At 24.0% G+C, this 20,848-nt stretch carries 20 protein-coding genes and 1 pseudogene; 17 read left to right on the forward strand and 4 right to left on the reverse strand.

Annotated features, from left to right (window positions below; all coding sequences use genetic code 11):
- Positions 1–13 precede the first annotated feature (13 nt).
- The 4 genes from nrfD to H0H59_RS00320 are packed head-to-tail and all read left to right on the forward strand — an operon-like array spanning position 14 to position 3,781.
- Complete coding sequence (nrfD, locus tag H0H59_RS00305) at positions 14–1,381, forward strand: NrfD/PsrC family molybdoenzyme membrane anchor subunit (protein ID WP_185862184.1); 1,368 nt, start codon at positions 14–16, stop codon at positions 1,379–1,381.
- On the forward strand, positions 1,381–1,908 hold the full coding sequence (locus H0H59_RS00310; RefSeq protein ID WP_185862185.1) for a DUF3341 domain-containing protein: 528 nt from the start codon (positions 1,381–1,383) through the stop codon (positions 1,906–1,908). Before nrfD ends, H0H59_RS00310 begins: the two co-directional genes overlap by 1 nt.
- 22 nt (positions 1,909–1,930) lie before the next feature.
- A complete protein-coding gene (locus tag H0H59_RS00315; protein ID WP_185862186.1) occupies positions 1,931–2,536 on the forward strand; it encodes a c-type cytochrome in 606 nt (201 codons plus the stop codon).
- Between the two features lie 42 nt (positions 2,537–2,578).
- Entirely contained in the window at positions 2,579–3,781 is a 1,203-nt protein-coding gene (locus tag H0H59_RS00320) for a hypothetical protein (protein WP_238785030.1), read from the forward strand.
- Between the two features lie 120 nt (positions 3,782–3,901).
- Here the strand turns inward: H0H59_RS00320 and H0H59_RS00325 are convergent, their stop codons facing one another.
- The 3 genes from H0H59_RS00325 to tsaB form a co-directional block, all read right to left on the reverse strand.
- The gene (locus H0H59_RS00325; protein ID WP_185862188.1) at positions 3,902–4,594 is read right to left on the reverse strand and encodes a potassium channel family protein; all 693 of its coding nucleotides are present in this window, start codon (positions 4,592–4,594) and stop codon (positions 3,902–3,904) included.
- A 10-nt stretch (positions 4,595–4,604) separates the two neighbouring features.
- The gene (locus tag H0H59_RS00330; RefSeq protein WP_185862189.1) at positions 4,605–6,353 is read right to left on the reverse strand and encodes a TrkH family potassium uptake protein; all 1,749 of its coding nucleotides are present in this window, start codon (positions 6,351–6,353) and stop codon (positions 4,605–4,607) included.
- A gap of 414 nt (positions 6,354–6,767) precedes the next feature.
- On the reverse strand, positions 6,768–7,406 hold the full coding sequence (gene tsaB, locus H0H59_RS00335; RefSeq protein ID WP_185862190.1) for a tRNA (adenosine(37)-N6)-threonylcarbamoyltransferase complex dimerization subunit type 1 TsaB: 639 nt from the start codon (positions 7,404–7,406) through the stop codon (positions 6,768–6,770).
- A 27-nt stretch (positions 7,407–7,433) separates the two neighbouring features.
- Here tsaB and nadE point away from each other — a divergent pair.
- From nadE to cysS, 3 genes and pseudogenes are all read left to right on the forward strand, one after another.
- Positions 7,434–8,227: pseudogene (gene nadE, locus H0H59_RS00340) on the forward strand (NAD(+) synthase).
- Between the two features lie 78 nt (positions 8,228–8,305).
- Positions 8,306–8,977 carry a GTP cyclohydrolase I FolE gene (gene folE / locus H0H59_RS00345; protein WP_185862191.1) on the forward strand — a complete coding sequence of 224 codons (672 nt, stop codon included), beginning with the start codon at positions 8,306–8,308 and terminating at the stop codon, positions 8,975–8,977.
- Positions 8,978–10,438, forward strand: a complete 1,461-nt coding sequence (cysS, locus tag H0H59_RS00350) for a cysteine--tRNA ligase (protein ID WP_185862192.1) — start codon at positions 8,978–8,980, stop codon at positions 10,436–10,438.
- On the opposite strand, the gene H0H59_RS00355 is transcribed toward cysS, so the two are convergent.
- Positions 10,430–11,575 (reverse strand): trans-sulfuration enzyme family protein, encoded by a 1,146-nt coding sequence (locus H0H59_RS00355; protein ID WP_185862193.1) that lies wholly within the window; start codon positions 11,573–11,575, stop codon positions 10,430–10,432. The genes cysS and H0H59_RS00355 overlap by 9 nt on opposite strands.
- Before the next feature lie 141 nt (positions 11,576–11,716).
- Here H0H59_RS00355 and atpB point away from each other — a divergent pair, with 141 nt between their 5' ends.
- The 10 genes from atpB (at position 11,717) to mnmA (ending at position 20,720) form a co-directional block, all read left to right on the forward strand.
- Positions 11,717–12,769, forward strand: coding sequence for a F0F1 ATP synthase subunit A (gene atpB, locus H0H59_RS00360; RefSeq protein WP_185862194.1), 1,053 nt, complete (start codon positions 11,717–11,719; stop codon positions 12,767–12,769).
- A gap of 12 nt (positions 12,770–12,781) precedes the next feature.
- On the forward strand, positions 12,782–13,009 hold the full coding sequence (atpE, locus tag H0H59_RS00365) for an ATP synthase F0 subunit C (RefSeq protein WP_185862195.1): 228 nt from the start codon (positions 12,782–12,784) through the stop codon (positions 13,007–13,009).
- A gap of 12 nt (positions 13,010–13,021) precedes the next feature.
- Complete coding sequence (gene atpF, locus H0H59_RS00370; protein ID WP_185862196.1) at positions 13,022–13,510, forward strand: F0F1 ATP synthase subunit B; 489 nt, start codon at positions 13,022–13,024, stop codon at positions 13,508–13,510.
- Between the two features lie 12 nt (positions 13,511–13,522).
- The gene (gene atpH, locus H0H59_RS00375; protein ID WP_185862197.1) at positions 13,523–14,071 is read left to right on the forward strand and encodes an ATP synthase F1 subunit delta; all 549 of its coding nucleotides are present in this window, start codon (positions 13,523–13,525) and stop codon (positions 14,069–14,071) included.
- A 13-nt stretch (positions 14,072–14,084) separates the two neighbouring features.
- Positions 14,085–15,665: a F0F1 ATP synthase subunit alpha gene (atpA, locus tag H0H59_RS00380; RefSeq protein WP_185862198.1), complete on the forward strand. Its 1,581-nt coding sequence runs from the start codon at positions 14,085–14,087 to the stop codon at positions 15,663–15,665.
- A gap of 10 nt (positions 15,666–15,675) precedes the next feature.
- Entirely contained in the window at positions 15,676–16,551 is an 876-nt protein-coding gene (atpG, locus tag H0H59_RS00385) for an ATP synthase F1 subunit gamma (protein WP_185862199.1), read from the forward strand.
- Between the two features lie 20 nt (positions 16,552–16,571).
- Positions 16,572–17,558: a tryptophan--tRNA ligase gene (gene trpS / locus H0H59_RS00390; RefSeq protein WP_185862200.1), complete on the forward strand. Its 987-nt coding sequence runs from the start codon at positions 16,572–16,574 to the stop codon at positions 17,556–17,558.
- Positions 17,559–17,643: 85 nt separating this feature from the next.
- Positions 17,644–18,183: a nucleotide exchange factor GrpE gene (locus H0H59_RS00395; RefSeq protein ID WP_185862201.1), complete on the forward strand. Its 540-nt coding sequence runs from the start codon at positions 17,644–17,646 to the stop codon at positions 18,181–18,183.
- A gap of 9 nt (positions 18,184–18,192) precedes the next feature.
- Complete coding sequence (locus H0H59_RS00400) at positions 18,193–19,317, forward strand: DnaJ C-terminal domain-containing protein (protein WP_185862202.1); 1,125 nt, start codon at positions 18,193–18,195, stop codon at positions 19,315–19,317.
- Between the two features lie 212 nt (positions 19,318–19,529).
- Positions 19,530–20,720: a tRNA 2-thiouridine(34) synthase MnmA gene (mnmA, locus tag H0H59_RS00405; protein ID WP_185862203.1), complete on the forward strand. Its 1,191-nt coding sequence runs from the start codon at positions 19,530–19,532 to the stop codon at positions 20,718–20,720.
- The last annotated feature ends 128 nt before the right edge of the window (positions 20,721–20,848 follow it).

A 20,848-nucleotide genomic window follows, 5' to 3' on the forward strand; every position in this document is an offset into this window, starting at 1 on the left:
AAATAGAAAAATTATGTTAGACCACTATGAATCTTCTATAAGAGAACCATTAATATTAGGAAAAAAAACACTTAAAAATATTAGTGATGATATATTAAATCCTATAAAAAATAAAGCTGGTAATCTATGGTGGATAGCATTATCTCTTTCTATTTTAGCTTTTTTATGGGGGGTAGTATGCATATGTTACACTATAGGGACAGGTATTGGAGTTTGGGGATTAAATAGAACAATAAATTGGGCTTGGGATATTACTAATTTTGTTTGGTGGGTGGGGATAGGTCATGCTGGAACTTTAATTTCTGCTGTTTTATTGTTATTTCGTCAAAAATGGCGTTTATCTATCAATCGTTCAGCAGAAGCAATGACTATTTTTGCGGTTATTCAAGCTGGTTTATTTCCTATTATTCATATGGGAAGACCATGGAATGCTCATTGGGTATTACCCATTCCTAATCAATTTGGTACTTTATGGCCTAATTTTAATTCTCCTCTCTTATGGGATGTATTTGCTATTAGCACTTATTTTTCTGTTTCTGCCGTTTTTTGGTTTATGGGATTAATACCTGATTTTGCAATGATTCGAGACAGAATATCAGATCCTTTTCAAAAAAAAATTTATAGTATTCTTAGTTTTGGATGGGGAGGAACATCTAAAGATTGGCAAAGATTTGAAGAAATATCCTTAATTTTAGCTGGATTATGTACTCCATTGGTTTTTTCTGTACATACTATAGTTTCTTTTGATTTTTCTACTTCTGTAATTAAAGGTTGGCATAGCACTATATTTCCACCTTATTTTGTAGCAGGAGCTATATTTTCTGGTTTTGCTATGGTACAAACTTTATTAGGGGTTGCAAGAAAAGTTCTTTCTTTAGAAAGTTATATTACTAGAAATCATATTGAATATATGAATATAATTATTCTTTTAACAGGAGGTATAGTTTTATTAGCATATATTACAGAATTTATTCTTGCGTGGTATTCAGGAAATCCTTTTGAAAAATTTATTTATTTCTCTTCAGAAGCTGCTAAAGGACCATTTTGGTGGGCTTTTTGGGCATTAATTATTTGTAATATTATTATTCCACAATTTTTGTGGATTCAATCTATACGAAGAAGTTTTTTTTGTTCTTATGTTATAGCTATAATTATAAATATAGGTATGTGGTTTGAAAGATTCGATATTATCGTTTTAAATTTAAGTCATGATTATCTTCCTTCATCTTGGACTGGTTTTATTCCATCATTTGTGGATGTTGGAATATTTATAGGAACTATTGGATTATTTTTTGTTCTTTATTTATTATATATACGAGCTTTCCCTGTTATTTCACAATCAGAATTAAAAACAATATTGAAATCTGAAAATAAAAAATAATGAATAAGTATATACATGTTCATGCATTATATGATAATGACCATACACTAATAAATAGTATTCAAATTGTTCAAAATCATAATTTTAGTATATATGAAATATATTCTCCTTTTCCCATTCATAATTTGAACAATATACTTAAATTAAAAAAAACTAATTTGTCTTTTTTATCTTTTATATATGGATTATTAGGTTTTTGTATAGCTAGTATATTAACTTGGTATACTATGATTTTCGATTGGCCACAAAATATTGGAGGAAAGCCCTCTTTTTCTTGGATAAAAAATATTCCTTCTTTCATTCCTGTCATATTTGAATTATCCATTTTTTTTTCTGCACATTTTATGTGTATAACTTATTTAATTCAATGTAAATTATTTCCTGGATCATCCCCAAAAAATCCAGATCCAAGAACTACTGATAATATGTTTTTAATGGAAATTCATATAAAAAAAAATACTGATAAATTAGTTAATTTATTGAAAAAAAATGGAGCAATGGAAATTTTTATAAAAAATAGTAATTGAATTCACACAAAATTAATCAATTATGAATAAATACTTTTATGAAGGATTTATTATTTTAAATGTTTTTTTATTAGGTTCTTGTTGGTTTAATAAAAAAAAACCAAATTTTGTATATATGCCTGATATGTATTATTCCGATGCATATGAACCCTATTCAGATCCTTATTTTAGTTATAATAAAAAAATTAAAAAAATTGAAATTCCTTTTTTTTTGAAAGAAAAAACTTCTTCTTTTTTACCAGTAAAAGGTACTGTTTCTAGATCATATTTTTATAATCATATTTCTGATGATATTGCAAATAAAGGATTTTTTTTTTCTAAAAAAATAACCATGTATCCTTTTCATAAAAAGATGGAAGAAGAAGAAATTATACTTAAAAAAGGAGAAAAATTATATAAAATTAATTGCTCTATATGTCATGGTAATGATGGAGATGGACAAGGTAAATTGGTAAAAAATGAAAAAATTTTAGGAATTCCTAATTATAAAGATAGAGATCTCACTATTGGCAGTGTTTATTATGTTATTACATACGGTAAAAATAATATGAATTCTTACGCTTCTCAATTAAATGAAATAGACAGATGGAAAATAGCAAAATATGTTATGTTTTTAAAAAAAAAATAAATAAACATGTATAGATTTTCGAGTAAAAAAATTATCATTTTTATGATAATTATAGGTTTTGTTTTTATAACCTTGGATAAAATATTTTTCAATAAAAAAAAAAATTTTTTTCTTTTTACTGAAACAGTAGAAAAAATAAAAGAAGAAGAAAAAAATAATCAACCTTGGACTGGTTTATATATTTCCATTTTTTATTTTACCTCTATATCTTTAGGATCTTTATTTTTTTTGGGAATGCAAAATATTTCAAAATCAGGATGGTCTATCATTATTCATCCTATTATGGAGGATGTCGCTTCTTTTATTCCATATGGAGGTTTTATGATTCTTATTATTTTATTATTAAATGCGATGGATTTCATTCATCTATTTCATTGGATGGATTCTGATTTATATAACCCTGCTTCTTTAAAATATGATAAAATTATTGCAAGTAAAAAACTATTTTTAAATATTCCTTTTTTTTTAATAAGAAGCATTATTTATGTATTAGGATGTAGTTTTTTTTATTTAAAAATTAAAAAAATATCTCATATGCTAGATATAACGCGGTCTTTAACCTATTATAAAAAATTATATTTTATATCTATTATTTTTATTGTATTCTTTTCTTTTGTTTCTATATTCATGTCATGGGACTGGATAATGTCCTTAAATCCACATTGGTTTAGCACTTTATTTGGATGGTATGTATTTAGTAGTTATATAGTAACAGGAATAGCAACTATCACTATTCTATCTCTTTTTCTAAAAAAAAGAGGATATTTAACCTTTTTCAATAAAAATCATTTGCATGATTTAAGTAAATATTTATTTTCTAGTAGTTTATTATGGACTTATTTTTGGTTTTCACAATTTTTACTTTATTGGTACGGAAATATTCCAGAAGAAGTTTATTATTTCTTAAAAAGAGAAGAAATATATAATTATATTCATTTTTGGATGCTTATTCCAAATTTTATAATTCCTTTTTTCGGATTAATAAATAGTAAAAATAAAACTAATCCTAAAATAGTTTTTACAATATCTTTTATTTTACTTATTGGACATTATATAGAAATATATAATTTAATAGCACCTGATGTAGGAACTAAATTTGGTATATCGGAAATAGGTTCTTTATTATTAATAGGAGGAATTTTTAATTATATTTTATTTTTTAACATAAATAAAAGAAAACAAAATTCTTATACAGGAAATCCTTTTTTTCAAGAAAGTAAAAATTACAAATATCCTTATATGTAAAATTTTTTTTTCTAACTAAATACTAAAAAAAATAATTTCATGTTTATAATATTTAACATGATAATTTGTTTTTGATATGTTGAATATTTTTTTTATAAAAAAAAAGTAATAAAAATTTTTCTATTTATTTTTATCTTTCAAAAAATTCATTATAGATTTATTAGAACCAAAAAGAGTTAATATATCTCCTTTTTGTAAAACGGTATCTCCTGTAACTAAACCAATCACTTTTCTTGTAGAATTTCCTTTAGAAGACATAGAACTTTTTATATCTCGTATTACGGTAATTAAAGAAACAGAGTATTTTTGTGTTAATTTTATACTTCTAACAGATTTTCCACTAAAAGAAGATGGAGAAAAAACTTCTGCGATAGAATGTTTATTATCCACTCTAAAATAATCTAAGGCGTAATTAAAAGATATTTGTTTAGTTAATCTAAACGCGGCATCCTGTTCTGGATGGACTACATCATTAATTCCCATAGCTTCTAATATAGTATCATGTATTTTAGATAAAGATCTGCTTACTATTCTAAGATGCTTATATTTTTTCTTTAGTATAGCTGTAGTTACTATTGATGATCCTTCATTTTCTCCAATAGCTACAATTCCTAAATCTGCTTGTTGAATAGGCAATACTTTATAAGCGGCTTCATTATTAGCATCCATACATACTACATTTGCTATATGATCTTTTAATAAATCTACTTTTTCCATTTTATGATCTATACCAAAAACCTCATGTCCATTATCTGTTAAATGAAGTGCTAAAGATCTTCCAAAATTTCCTAAACCAATAATTATTATCTTCATGTTTATAAAGTTAGTTTATCAGAATATTTGCTTTAGGATATCTATAATAATAATGATAACCAATTTTATTTTTCCTTAATAATCCAATCATTACGTTGAAAACTCCTATTCTTCCTAATAACATTAAAAATATTAAAACCAATTTACTTCCATTCGATAAATTAGAAGTAATCCCTAAGGATAATCCAGTTGTTGAAAAAGCAGAAAATACTTCAAAAAAAATAGATAAAATATCCTCTTTAGGATCAAAAAAAACAATGATCAAAATACTTATATATATTACAATTAAAGATAACATAATAATTGAAAAAGCTAATTGAATAGATTCTGAAGATATTTCTTTTTTTTGTATTTCTAATCTATTTTTTCCTCTAGATAAAGAAATAATTTTCATAAAAGCTAACGCAAAAGTACTTGTTTTTATTCCTCCACCAGTAGAAGCTGGAGAAGCTCCTATCCACATTAAAAAAATAGTAAAAAAAATAGTTGTAGGAGATAAAAGACACATATTCAATACATGAAATCCTGCTGTTCTAGATGTTGCTGAGGAAAAAAATGAAGCACTCCATTTTCCATAAAAAGAAGAATGTTCTAAAAGAGAACAATTATATTCACTAATATAATAAAAAATAGTTCCAAAAAATAGTAAAAAAAAAGTTGTTAGTACAACAATTTTTGTATTTAAAGTTACTATGTGTACAGGATATCTAAAATTCTCTTCTTTAAAAATTCTATAAAAATATTTTTTAATAGTCACCCATATATATGTAAAAAAATTAAATAAAATATTAAATCCTATTCCTCCTAATATTAATAAACAAGCAATAATAAATTGTAATAAATAATTAAATCTTACGGATTCTGAATATAAACCTTGACTAAGAGTAGAAAATCCACTATTACAAAAAGCGGATACTGAATGAAAAATAGAAAAAAATAAAGGACTATCAGATTCTATTGTATTTTTATCTCTAATGGAAAAATAAATTAATAAAGTTCCTATCAATTCTACTGTTAAAGTAAACATAACAACTTTTACTGCTAAACTAAGAACATTACTTGTAGTTTTTGTATTTAAAAAATTGCTAACAAAAATAGCTTCTTTAAAAGAAAATCCATCTCTAAAAAAATAACTAAAAAAAGAAGTTATAGTTAAAATTCCTAAACCTCCTAGTTCTATTAAAATAAGTATCATTACTTTTCCTAAATAAGTAAAATCTTTAGCTGTGTCTAACACTACCAGTCCAGTAACACATACAGCGCTAGTAGAAGTAAATAAGGCATCTATAAATGATATTTGTTTTACTGTTGATGATGGAAGCATTAACAAAAGAGATCCAAAAAAAGATAAAAATACAAAACTAGTAATAAATATGAAAGCAGGATTATGTATTTTAACATATATTATTCGCATAAAATAAGTAACACGAATTAGTATATATAATATTAAACTAACAAGTAATGATATTTTTATATCCGTAGTTATTTTTTCTTGCTTAAAAAATAAAATTTTTACAAAAGTAAAAATAAGAGAAATTATTAATATAAAAAAAGATAAAAAAATCATAGATTTATAATCCTTTTTAATATTTTTATTCAGAAGAATAAATAAGTGTATTATACTTATAATGGAGACTATTCCTATAAGAATCTTTGCATTAAAAAAATGAAAATTTTTCCATCCTAAAGATATAATAATATAAAAAAATATGAATGGAGTTGCAATTTCTAAAATATTTCTAAATTTAATTGGAATCATGATTTGAAATATTTTTTTATTTTTTCTAATATTTCTTTTACTCCTTTTTTTAAAAATTTTTTAGTACATTTAAAACCATTATAATAAGTTTTTATTTTGGTTTTTTTTATCTTATGCATACCATATAAACTTAGAAAAATTCCAGTAAAATAAATAATTTTATTTTTAATATTTTCACTACGGTATGAGCAACTTATATAGGGGGGCTATAAACCCAATATTCACACATAAAATTAAGTAGACATACAATATTATATCAAACTTTATAAGTTTAACATTTAAAATTATCATTTTTAACCTTCTTTAGCAAGAAGAGCCACTTTAAATAAATTATTTATTTTATCATATTTTTAAAAAAAAACTAACGTTTCCCGTTTTATTTATTATTACAATTTTAATAATTATTGAATTTTTTTATAAATAAAATGGAATAAATTTTTCAATATTATTGAATTTTTTTTTACAAAATTTTTTATATGAAATTAAAGACATATCCATTGCAGATGGAAAAATTTTAGAAAAAAATCTATTTTTTTTTCTAAAAAAAAATAATTTTTTTTCTAAAAAATCAATATTACTAAAAAAAAATACTTCTTTATTTTTAATTTTGAAAAAATTATCATTAATTTTTTTTATAAAAATAGAACTCAATCTTTCTTTTGATTCATTAAATAATGAAGTATAAAATAAATCAGATTTAGCATGTATCATTGGAATTAAAAATCCATTTTTTATATTTATTTTTTGAACCATAACAGTTAAAGAATCTACCGACAATAAAGGAATATCTAAAGAATAACATAACCCTTTAGCAGCAGCTACTCCTATTCTTAAAGAAGTATACGATCCCGGACCTTTACTGACACAAATAGATTTTAAATCATGAAGACTAATTTTAGCTATTTTTGTAGCATATTGTATAAACATATGTAACTTTTCTGAATGAAAATATTGTTCAGAACATTCTTCTATAGAAGTTAAACATATTCCATTTTTAGCAATACTTATTGAACAATTTTTTGTAGAAGTTTCTAAATTTAAAATTAAAGACATATACAATTAATTTAATTAAAAATAAAAATGTATCATAAAACGATAAAAGCAGAAAAAATAATTCAACATATTGTTTTTTGGTTAAGAAAATATATTAAAAAATCTAAATCAAATGGTTTTATTATTGGAATATCTGGAGGAATTGATTCTTCTGTCACATCTTTTTTAACAGCTATGACAAAATTATCTACTATAATATTAGAAATGCCAATTTTAGAAAAAAAAAAAATTTTTTATCTGTTAAACATGCAAAATTTTTAACCAAAAAATTTTCTAATGTTCATTATTTAAAAAAAGATTTATCCACCTTATTTACTTCTTTTTGTAATGCAATGAATATTAATAAAAAAAATAAAAAAAAACCTTTAGCATTGGTGAATGTGAAATCTCGTCTTCGAATGTTAACTTTATATTATTACGCTAATATAAAAAATTATCTTGTTGTTGGAACTGGAAACAAAGTAGAAGATTTTGGAGTAGGTTTTTTTACAAAATATGGAGATGGAGGAGTTGATTTACATCCTATAGCAGATTTAACTAAAAGTGAAATTCGTTTTATAGCTAAAAAATTAAATATTATAAATGAAATACAAAAAGCAAAACCAACAGATGGTCTTTGGGAAGATCAAAGAACGGATGAAGATCAATTAGGAGCAACTTATGAAGAATTAGAATGGGCTATGAAAATTACAAAAATAAAAGATTTTAATTATAAAGAAAAAGAATATCAAATTTTAAAAAAATATCAAACATTACATAAAAAAAATAAGCACAAAATAATACAGATACCTGTCTGTAAAATTCCAAAAACTTTTAAATAATCATCCTATGATGTAATAGAACTAACCATATAAAATCGTTTCGTAACTTTACTTTTCATGGATTAAGATTATTTTATGATGGAAGAAAAACAAAAAAAAAAAATCCCTAATAAAAATTATATTTTGAATTACTCAATGAATCATAAAACTCCTTTACGAGAGGATGCTTTTTTTATGAGTGATGAAGAAAAAATTGAAAAAATAGAAAAACATTTTTTTCATATTATGAAAATATTAGGACTAGATATGAATGATGATAGTTTACGTAGAACCCCAAAACGTGTTGCAAAAATGTTTATACAAGAAATATTTAGTGGTCTTAATCCAAAAACAACTCCTAGACCTTCTATTTTTGAAAATAAATATAAGTATAATCAAATGTTAATAGAAAAAAATATAACAGTTTATTCTACTTGCGAACATCATTTTCTTCCTATTGTAGGAAAAGCTCATGTTGGTTATATTTCTAATGGAAAAGTTGTTGGTCTTTCTAAGATAAACAGAATTGTAAATTTTTATGCAAAAAGACCACAAGTTCAAGAACGTTTAACAATGCAAATTGTAGAATCTTTACAAAAGATGTTAGAGACACAAGACGTAGCTTGTGTCATAGAAGCAAAACATTTATGCGTAAATTCTCGTGGTATTAGAGATATAGATAGCAGTACTATTACAACTGAATTTATAGGATCTTTTAAAAAAAATTCAAAAATTAGAAGAGAATTTTTACATCATATTGGAATTGCATAAATGAATAAAAAAAATAATTTAAAAATATATAATTCTTTAACAGCAAAAAAAGAATTATTTCAACCTATTCACAAAAAATATGTAGGAATTTATGTTTGTGGACCTACAGTTTACAATCATTTGCATTTGGGAAATTGTCGTACTTTTATCTCATTTGATATTGTTTTTCGCTATTTAAAACATTTAGGTTATAAAGTTCGTTATGTTAGAAATATTACTGATGTGGGACATTTAGAAAATGAAGAAAAGGATGTAGAAGATAAAATATCAAAAAAATCTCGTATAGAAGGACTAGAACCTATGGAAATAGTTCAAAAATATACCCTATCTTTTCATAATTTATTAAATATGTTAAATGTTACACCTCCAAGTATAGAACCTACAGCTACGGGACATATTATAGAACAAATAGATATGATTCAAAAATTGATTAAAAAAAATTTAGCATATGAAATAAATGGTTCTGTTTATTTCAATTTAAAAAAATATAGTGAATTATATCCTTACGGAATTCTTAGTAAAAATAAAATTGATAAACTTTTCAATAAAAAATTAAATTTTTCAGTAGAAAAACGTTCTTTACAAGACTTTTCTCTTTGGAAAAAAGCTCATTCTAGTCATATTATGAGTTGGAATTCCCCATGGGGAAAAGGATTTCCTGGATGGCATATAGAATGTACTGTAATGAGTACAAAATATTTAGGAAAAAATTTTGATATACATGGAGGAGGAATAGATTTAAAATTTCCTCATCATGAATGTGAATTAGCACAAGCTACAGGTCTTTATAAAAAAAATGATCTTGCACATTATTGGATGCATACGAATATGCTAACTTTAAATGGGAAAAAAATGAGCAAATCAACAGGAAATTTTTTGGAATTAAAAGACATCATTTATAAAAAATTTAGTAAAAAAAACTTTTCTCCTAGTATTCTTAGATTTTTCATTTTACTATCTCATTATAGAAGTGTAATAAATTTTTCAAATAAAGGACTCATCAATGCAGAAAAAGGATATTTTCGTATTATGAAAGCTTTAAATATATTGAAAAATTTTAATGCAAAAACATTAAAAAACCATATAATTTTTGATGTAGATAATTGGATAAATAATTGTTATAAAGCGCTTAATGATGATTTTAACATACCTTTATTGATCGCACATTTATTTGACGCTTCCCATCTAATTAATGATTCTATTGAAAAAATGGACAAAAATCATGTCTATTTACTGAAAAAATATATGATTTATTTTGTTTTTGATATTATGGGTCTTCAAGAACAAAAAATAGAAAAAAATACTTTTAATGAAGATTCAAAAAAATTAGAAATACTTATTGAAAGATTAATAAAATTCCGTACAGAAGCAAGAAAACAAAAAAATTGGACATTATCGGATAGAATTCGTAAAGAACTATTCCATATAGGAATTTCATTTCATGATAAAAAATCATTTTAAAACTTTATCTATATCCTCTATCAAATCTTCTACATTTTCTATTCCCATAGATAAACGAATAAGAGAATCTTGTATTCCAGCATTCATTCTTATATTTAAAGGAGTAGATTTATGTGTCATAGTAGCAGGATGGCAAATCAAACTTTTTGTTCCTCCTAAACTTTCTGCTAACTTAAAAAACTTAGTTGATGTAACAATTTTTTTTGCAGATTCTATTGTATCATTTTTCATACTAAAAGAAACAATTCCTCCAAAATATCGTTGTTGTTTTACTGCTATCAAATGATTTTTATGATGTGATAATCCAGGATAATAAACCTGATCAACACAGTTATTTTTTTTCTTTTCTAAAAAAGAAGCAATTTGAAATGCATTTTTAGATTGTTTTTTAACACGTAAATATAAAGTTTGGCTTCCTCTTATAGTTAACCAACAATCAATAGGAGATAAAACCCCTCCAGTCGCATTTTGAATATATTTTAGTTTTTCATATAAATATGGACTTTTCACTGTAATTAATCCAGCTAATACATCTGAATGTCCTGCTAAATATTTTGTAGCACTATGTATCACTATGTCTGCTCCTAATATAAGAGGATTTTGAATAGCAGGAGAAGCAAAAGTATTATCTACTACAACTAAAATTTTTGAATTTTTACTTTTGGATTTTTTACTTATAGATTCTATATCAGATATTTTTAAAGTAGGATTGGTAGGAGTTTCTAACCAAACCAATTTAGTTTTATCAGAAATAACGGAAATGACTTCTTCCACATTAGTAGAATCTACAAACTTAGTACTAATACCTAATTTTTTATACAAATTCAATATACGAAACGTGCCTCCATAAATATCATCTACAGCTACTATTTTATCTCCACATTTTAATAGTTTTAAAATAGCATCTACAGATGCTAATCCTGAAGAAAACGCTAAACTAGCATATCCATATTCTAAACTAGTAATTAAATCTTCCAAAATTTTTCTTGTAGGATTATTTGTTCTCGTATAATCAAATCCTTTATGAACTCCAGGAGCTTCCTGTACATAAGTTGAAGTTTGATATATGGGTGTAGAAATCGCACCTGTTAGAGGATCTGATAAAATGTTTTGAATAAGTTTGGTTTCTTCCTTCATCGAAAATAAAATTTCATAACTGGATACAAATGTACTCTTCAAAAAATGAAAATGCAATTTTGAAAAAAAATTATTTTATAATAATGTTATTTTTTTTTGAAAAAAATATAAATTTGTTTCCTATTTTTCTATTTTTAATAAATGATTTTAAAAAATTTAAAAAAAATAATACATTTATTATTCTTTTTTTTATCCTTTTTTTTATGTGCAAATGAAACAGAAAAGAATAAAAAAATGAATGTAGCCAATACAATAATTGATCATATAAGTGATTCTCATGAATGGCATATTGCAGGTACTCATAAAAATGGAATTATTTTTTCATTGCCTATTTTTTTATGGAATGATGGTTTGGAAATTTTTTTTTCTTCTAAATTTTCATGTGGAAATGTGGTAAAAGGAAAACATGGTTTTTATAAAATGTTTCATGAAAAAATATATAAAACGAATTCTAATGGAATATTATATTTAGATTCGAAAGGATTTCCAAAAAATGAAAAACCTTGGGATTTTTCTATTACAAAAAATGTAATATCTCTTTGGATATCTTTTTTTTTATTGTGTTATTTATTGATACGTATGAAATATAGTTATAATAAAAATTATGAAACTAAATGGAATTTAGGAATTATTTTAGAATTTTTAATTTTATTTATACGTGATGAAATTGCTATTCCTAATATTGGAAATAAAAAATATAAAATTTTTCTTCCTTTTTTATTGACATCTTTTTTTTTTATATTAATTAATAATTTAATAGGTCTTATTCCAGGATTTCCAAATGTTACAGGAAATATAAATATAACGTTTGTATTGGCTTTAATTACATTTATTATCACCAACATAAATGCCAATAAAAGTTATTGGAAACATACTTTTTGTATGCCAGGAGTTCCAATAGGAATTAGATTTTTGTTAGCTCCTATAGAGTTTATTGGAATTTTTATTCGTCCATTAACTTTATGTATTCGATTATTTGCTAATATTACTGCTGGTCACATAATTATTTTAAGCTTTATTTGTCTCATTTTTATTTTCAAAAATTTTTTTATAGCTGTATTTTCCATTATTTTTGGTTTTTTAATTTCTATATTGGAAATTATGGTAGCTTTTTTACAAGCTTTTATTTTTACCACTTTATCTGCTTTGCTTATAGGAATGTCTGTCAAAAATTATGAAAGTGAAACGCATTAAAATTAAAATTATATGGATATAGATTTAACTTATTCAGGTTTAGCCGCTTTAGGAGCTGGTATTGCGGTTATAGGAGCTGGATTAGGAATTGGAAAAATTGGAAGTTCTGCAATGGATGCTATTGCTAGACAACCTGAAGCTTCAAGTAAAATACAGAATGCAATGATTATTGCATCTGCACTTATTGAAGGAGCCGCACTTTTTGGAATAGTAACTGCTTTGTTAGCTGTATTTAAATAACTTAAATAAATAATGGATTTAGTTACTCCTTCTATTGGATTGATTGTTTGGCATACTATCATATTTGTAATACTTATATTATTTCTTTCCAAATATGCTTGGAAACCAATAATAAATTTTATTGATCAAAGAGAAGAGAAAATTAGAATGTCTATTGAAAAAGCAGAAAAAATTAAAGAAGAATTGAAAAATGTAGAAAATAAAAAAAATAAAATTTTAAAAGAAACTAGAATAAAAAGAGATCTAATTTTGAAAGAAGCTATTCAAATTAGAGAAAAAATAAAATTTAAGGCGAAAGAAGAAAGTATAATAGAAAATAAAAAAATTATAGAAGAAACAAAAAGGGATATTCAAATTAAAAAAAAAGCAGCTATACACAAGTTAAAAAATCAAATAGGAGATATTTCTATTAAAATAGCTGAAAAAATATTAAAAAAAGAGTTAGATAAAACACATAAACAAGATAAATTTATCAAAGAATTAGTAGATAAATTATACTAATTTGAAAAAAAAATGTTTTCAAACAAAAAAATAGTTAGACATTACGCTAAAATTTTTTTTGAATATTCTAATGGAAATGATTTATTTTACGAAAAAGTAAAAAAAGTATCTTCTTTATTGTATAATAACGTATATATAAACAGAATTCTTTATACCTCATTGTTAAATTCTGAAAAAAAAATAAAAATTTTTAAAAAAATTTTTTATCCTTTCGATATTTTACTATATAAATTTATACAATTATTAATTATACGAAAAAGAGAATTTTTTTTTAAAGAAATTTTATTGGAATATAAAAAAATATATAAAAAAGAAAAAAAAGGACTTATAAAATGCATTGTTATTTCTGCTTTTCCTTTAAGTATGGATATGCAAAAATTAATTATACATCAAATTAAAATCATGACTAAATATGATAAAAAATTTAACATAATTAATAAAACGGATCCATCTATTATTGGAGGTTTTTTATTTCGTATAGAATATGAATATAAAGAATGGAATTTTAGCATTCGGGAACAATTATTTTGTATCAAAAAAATATTTAAAAATTCAATTTAAATAAATCTTTTTCATGTCAGATTTAAAATATTCTGAAATTTCATCTATTCTGAAAGAAGAATTATCTAATTTTAACTTTGAATCAAAGTTATCTGAATATGGTATTATTATTCAAATAGGAGATGGAATTGCGAGATCTGTAGGTCTAAATTCCGCTTTTTATGGAGAATTAGTAGAATTTCAATATGGAGTTAAAGGTATCGTTTTTAATCTTGAAGCAGATCATGTTAGTATTGTCCTATTACATTCATCAAAAAATATAAAAGAAGGAGATAAAGTTAAAAGAACAGGGAAAATTTTTTCTATTAAGGTAGGAGAAGGAATGCTAGGTCGTGTTGTAGATGTATTAGGAAATCCTATTGATGGTAAAGGTCCTATAGAAGGAAAATTATTTGAAATGCCTTTGGAAAGAAAGGCTCCAGGTGTTATTTTTAGAGAACCTGTCAAAGAACCTCTTCAAACTGGAATTAAATTTATAGATTCGATGATCCCCATAGGAAGAGGACAAAGAGAATTAATTATTGGTGATAGACAAACTGGAAAAACAACTATAGCTATTGATACAATTATCAATCAAAAAAGATTTTTTGAGGATAATAAACCTGTTTATTGCATTTACGTTGCGATAAGCCAAAAAGGATCTACAATAGCAAGAATTACTAAAATATTACAAGAAAAAGGAGCTTTACCTTATACAGTGATAGTATCTTCAAAATCTTCTGATCCGGCTTCTATGCAAGTTTTTTCTCCTTTTTCTGGTACTGCTATTGGAGAATATTTTAGAGATACAGGTCGTTCTTCTTTAGTTATATATGATGATCTTTCAAAACAAGCTGTTTCTTATAGAGAAATATCTTTGTTATTACGACGTCCTCCTGGAAGAGAGGCTTATCCAGGAGATGTTTTTTATTTACATTCACGTCTTCTAGAACGTTCAGCTAAAATTATAAAAGATCAAAAAATGGCTGAAAAAATGAATGATATTCCAGAATCTATTAGAAAGGATATAAAAGGAGGTGGTTCTTTAACTGCTATGCCAATTATTGAGACTCAATCTGGAGATATTTCTTCTTATATACCTACTAATGTTATTTCCATTACAGATGGGCAAATTTTTTTAGAAAAAGATTTATTCCATTCTGGAGTTCTTCCTGCAATTAATGAAAGTATATCTGTTTCTCGTGTCGGAGGATCTGCTCAAATTCCATCTATGAGAAAAATATCCGGTACTCTAAAAATAGATCAAGCTCAATTTAGAGAATTAGAATCGTTTTCTAAATTTGGTTCTGAGTTAGATCCGTCTACTATGGAAATTTTAAAAAAAGGAAAAATTAATATAGAAATATTAAAACAACCTGCTCATTCTCCATATGATATAGCAGATCAAATAGCCATTATTTATGCTGGAACTAAAAATCTTCTAAAAAATATTCCTATTAATAAAATTTCAGATTTTGAAAAAGAATATCTTTTTTATTTAAAAGAAAAACACGAAGATATTTTAAATTCTTTAAGAAATGGAATACTTGATGATAAAATATCGAAAATTTTAGAAAAAATAGTATTGGAATTAAGCAATCAATACATTTATTAAATTTTTTGTAATGTCCAATCCAAAAGAAATTAAAAGAAGAATATTATCGATAGAATCGGTTATCAAAACTACGGAAGCTATGAGAATGATCTCTATCGTTAAATTACAAAAATCCAAAGATTTTCTCATGCATGTAAAAACTTATTTTGATCATATAGAATTACTTTTTTTAAACGTTTTATCAACAGAAAAAAGAAATAATTTTTATCATAGTAAATATTTTTTAGAAAAAGGAAATAAAAAATTATTTATTGTCTTTACTTCTAATCGTGGATTATGTGGTTCTTTTAATTCCTTAATTTTTTCTAAAATTGATCATTTTATTCAAAAAAAAAGTTTATTGCATAATAAATACATTTTTTTTTCAATTGGAAAAAAAGGATTTGATTTCTTAAATAAGAAATACAACATATATATGTATAAAAAAAATAATAATTGGATAGATTATGATAATTTTACCAAAAAAATACAAATTTTTACAAAAAAATTAATTATAGATTTTTTTAATAAAAAATTTTCATCAATTTATTTGATGTATAATAATCTAAAAAAATCCTTATTTCAAGAAATAATTATAGAAAAATTTCTTCCAATCTCTGTTGATCTAAATAATTTAAATACAACAGGAGGTAACTATATTCTAGAACCTTCTCAAAAGGAAATTATAGATCATTTAATTCCAAAATTTTTAAATACAAAATTATTAAAAATTTTTTTAAAATCTATTACAGCAGAACATACAGCACGTATGATATCTATGCATCAAGCTACAGAAAATGCATCCAATATTAAAAATGATTTAATATTAAATTACAATAAAGAAAGACAAACTACAATTACCAAAGAAATACTTGAAATTATCAGTGGGTTAGAATCTTTGAATTAATTACATTACAAAAAAAAATTATGAAAAAGATATTAACAGGAATTAGAAGTACAGGTACTCCCCATTTAGGTAACATTTTAGGTGTTATAATTCCATCTGTATATATTGCTAATAAAAATACAAAAGATTATTCATTTATATTTATAGCAGATTTACATTCTATGATTCAAATAGATAATATAAAAACAATAAAAGACAACACTTATAAAATTGCAGCTGCATGGTTAGCTTTTGGATTAAATGCGGAAAATTGTCTATTTTATAGACAATCTGATATTTCAGCAGTAACTGAGTTAGCTTGGTATTTTAGTTGTTTTTTTCCTTATAAACGATTGACATTAACTCATTCCTTTAAAAAGGAAATGAAAAATAAAGGAAAAGTTAGTGTAGGGTTATTTACTTATCCTATTTTAATGGCTGCTGATATTTTGCTTTTTAATGCAAAAATTGTTCCTGTAGGAAAAGATCAATTACAACATATAGAAATTACTCGTCGCATTGCCAATTATTTAAATAAAAAAATAGGAAAAAAATTATTTGTATTACCTCATGCTTATTTACAAAAAGAAACTATGTATGTCCCTGGAACAGATGGGGAAAAAATGAGTAAATCCAAAAAAAATTGGATTAATATTTTTTCTTCAGATGATATTTTGAAAAAACAAATTATGAATATACGTACAGATAGCAAATCTTTAAAAGAAGAAAAAAATCCTGAAACAGATTATATAATGTATTTATACAGATTAATAGCTCCTTCAGATAAAATAGATAAAATGCAAAAAAAATATATAAAAGGAGGATATGGATATTCAGAAGCTAAAATAGCGTTATATGAACATATCATTAATAAATTTTCAGAAGAAAGGAAAAAATATTTTTATTTCATAAAAAACAAATCTTTATTAGATCATATTCTTTATTCAGGTGCTAAAAAAGCAAAAAATATAGCGAATGTAAGATTGAATTATATTAGAAAGTGTTTATATTTCAATCATATAAATTAATTTTAATTAATGACATTATGTCATTAAATAAAATTTTGGCAAATATTTTGCTCTTAGTCCATAGGATTATGTAGAAAATATTATTATGGATATAGACCAAAAAAAAACTGAAAAACAAGCATCATCATCTAATGATGTTTCTGATGCAGAATCTTCTTCTTGTATTAAAGAAATAAAAGAAATAGAGCTTCTTCAAGAAGAATTAGAAAAAGATAAAAATAAATTTTTGCGTCTTTTTGCAGAATTTGAAAATTATAAAAAACGTATTAAAAAGGAAAGATATGATATTTTTAGGGCTATTCATGAAAAAATTCTTATAGATTTAATTCCAATTTTAGATGATTTTGAACGAGGACTTAAAGAATTGAAAAAGTCTAAAGATGAATTTCTCGTTAGAGGAATAGCCTTAATACAGGAAAAATTTATTAAAATTTTAAAAGAAAAAGGATTAAACAAAATAAAAATAAAAAAAGGAGATGATTTTAATACAGATTTTCATGAGGCAATTACACAAATTCCAGCTATAACAGAAGACTTAAAAGGAAAGATTATTGAAATCATAGAAGCTGGATATATTTTACAGGAAAAAGTTATACGACATGCTAAAGTTATTACCGGAAAATAATTATTTTTAATGGTGAAAAAAGATTACTACGAAGTTTTAGGAGTTTCTAAAAACGCTTCTACAGAAGAAATTAAAAAAGCTTATCGAAAATTAGCAATAAAATATCATCCAGATAAAAATTTAGATAATAAAAAAAATGCAGAAGAAAAATTTAAAGAAGCAGCTGAAGCTTATGAAGTTTTAAGCAACTCAGAAAAAAGACAACGTTATGATAAATTTGGACATTCTGGAATAAAAGGGAGTAGTTCAGGTTCAGGAATGAATATGGAAGATATATTTGCAAATTTTGGAGATATTTTTGCTGATGCCTTTGGAGTTGGAGAAAGTTTTTCTAGTTTTGGATTTGGACGATCATCTAGACATAAAACTATTAAAGGAAGTGATTTAAGAATTAGAGTTAAACTTTCATTAGAAGAAATAGCTCATGGAATAGAAAAAAAAGTGAAAGTTAAGAGACTAAAAGTATCTAAGGGAATAAAATTTAAAAATTGTAGATCTTGTAATGGTACTGGTCAAATAATACGTATTACCAATACCATTTTAGGAAGAATGCAAACAACATCTCAATGTCATGTATGTTCTGGAACTGGAAAAAAAATAGATAATATTCCTTATGGAGCGAATAAATATGGATTGATTAAAGAAGAAGAATTAGTAAATATAAAAATACCTGCAGGACTTACAGAAGGAATTCAACTTAAAGTTTCTGAAAAAGGAAATGAAGCTCCATTTGGAGGAATTCCTGGAGATTTAATTGTATTAATTGAGGAAATTCCTCATTATCAATTAAAAAGAGAAGGTAATAATCTACATTATGATTTATATATATCGTTTCCAGATGCAATATTAGGCGCTTCTAAAGAAGTTCCTACCATTAATGGAAAAGCAAGAATAAAAATTGATCCAGGAACACAATCAGGAAAAACTCTTAGATTAAAAAATAAAGGGTTGCCTAATATAGAAGGATATGGGTATGGAAGTCTTTTAATTCATGTTAATGTTTGGACTCCAAAAAAAATTAATGAAGAACAAAGAAAATTTTTTGAAAAAATGAGAAAAAATGAAAATTTTCTTCCTCATCCCGGAAATTTAGAAAAATCATTTTTTGATCGTGTAAGAGAAATGTTTTCTTAAAATAAGTTTAATGCTATTATGTATTTTTTTTTATGCTTTTAAAGCATCTTTTTTTTTATAAATTTATTATTACGTTTTTTTTTATTCCTTTCTTTTTCATTTTAAGGAAAATATTTAACGAATATCGTATATACTTTTTTTTATACGAACGAGTATATCAAAAAAAAAAAATTCTAATTTTAGATATATAAAATCAATAATTTTACTATTCTATGCAAAAGGTAATAGTAGGACTTTCAGGAGGGGTAGATTCAAGTGTTTCTGCATTAATTCTTAAAAAAAAAGGTTATGAAGTTATTGGTTTATTTATGCATAATTGGGAAGATAAAGATACCGTTTTGAATCAATGTACTTGGAAAGAAGATTGTATTGATGCTATGTTAGTAGCTAAACAATTAAATATTCCTTTTCAAGTAATTGAAATGAAAAAAGAATATAAAAAATACGTAATTGATTACATGTTTAACGAGTATAGATCAGGAAAAACTCCTAATCCAGATATATTGTGTAATAAAGAAATTAAGTTTAATATTTTTTTGAAAATAGCTCTTAATTTGGGTGCAGATTTTATTGCAACAGGACATTATGTTAATAAAAAAAAAATTTTAAAAAATAAAAAAATAATTTATCGTCTTTTGATGGGAAAAGATTTGAATAAAGATCAATCATATTTTTTATGTCAATTAACGCAATATCAATTAGAAAAATCCTTATTTCCATTAGGGGTGTTAACTAAAAATCAAGTACGAAAAATAGCGGAAATAAATGGATTACGAAATGCTCATAAAAAAGAGTCTCAAGGATTATGTTTTGTTGGAAAAATTCAATTATATAAATTTCTTAAAAAAAGAATTCTTCCAAAAAAAGGAGAAGTGGTATATATCAATTCTAACGATTTAATATATCAAAAAAAACAAGAAAAAAAAATTTTTTTTTCTAAAGAAGAAGAGCTATTTTTTTTATCTAAAAAAAAAAAATATAAAAAATCAGATGGAAAGATAATTGGATTTCATAAAGGAGCTCATTATTTTACTAAAGGACAGCGGAAAGGAATAGCTTTAGGAGGTTGCCAAGAACCTCTTTTTGTTATTGATACCAATGTTAAAGAAAACATTGTTTATACAGGAATGGGGAAAAAACATCCAGGATTATATCGAAAATATTTATTTATTCAGGAAAAAAATATTCATTGGATTAGGGATGATTTAACTCTTTTTGAAGGAGAAAAAATGGATGTATTTTGTAGAATTCGTTATAGACAACCATTACAAAAATCAAAATTATACAAAATAAAAAAAGGAATGTTCATAGAATTTGAAACTTTACAATGTGCTATAACGGAAGGACAATTTGCCGTTTGGTATATTGGAAAAGAATTGATAGGATCAGGAGTTATTTATTAAATATTTTACATTTTATATTTTTTAAAAAAAAATTGAATTTTTATATAAAAATATAAAATTTATTAAAAATTAAGCTTTTTTTTTAATTTTTAATAAAAATGCGTTATTAAATAATTTATTTTTATAAA

The organism is Blattabacterium cuenoti (assembly GCF_014251715.1).
In the GTDB taxonomy this organism is placed as follows: Bacteria; Bacteroidota; Bacteroidia; order Flavobacteriales; family Blattabacteriaceae; genus Blattabacterium; species Blattabacterium cuenoti_M.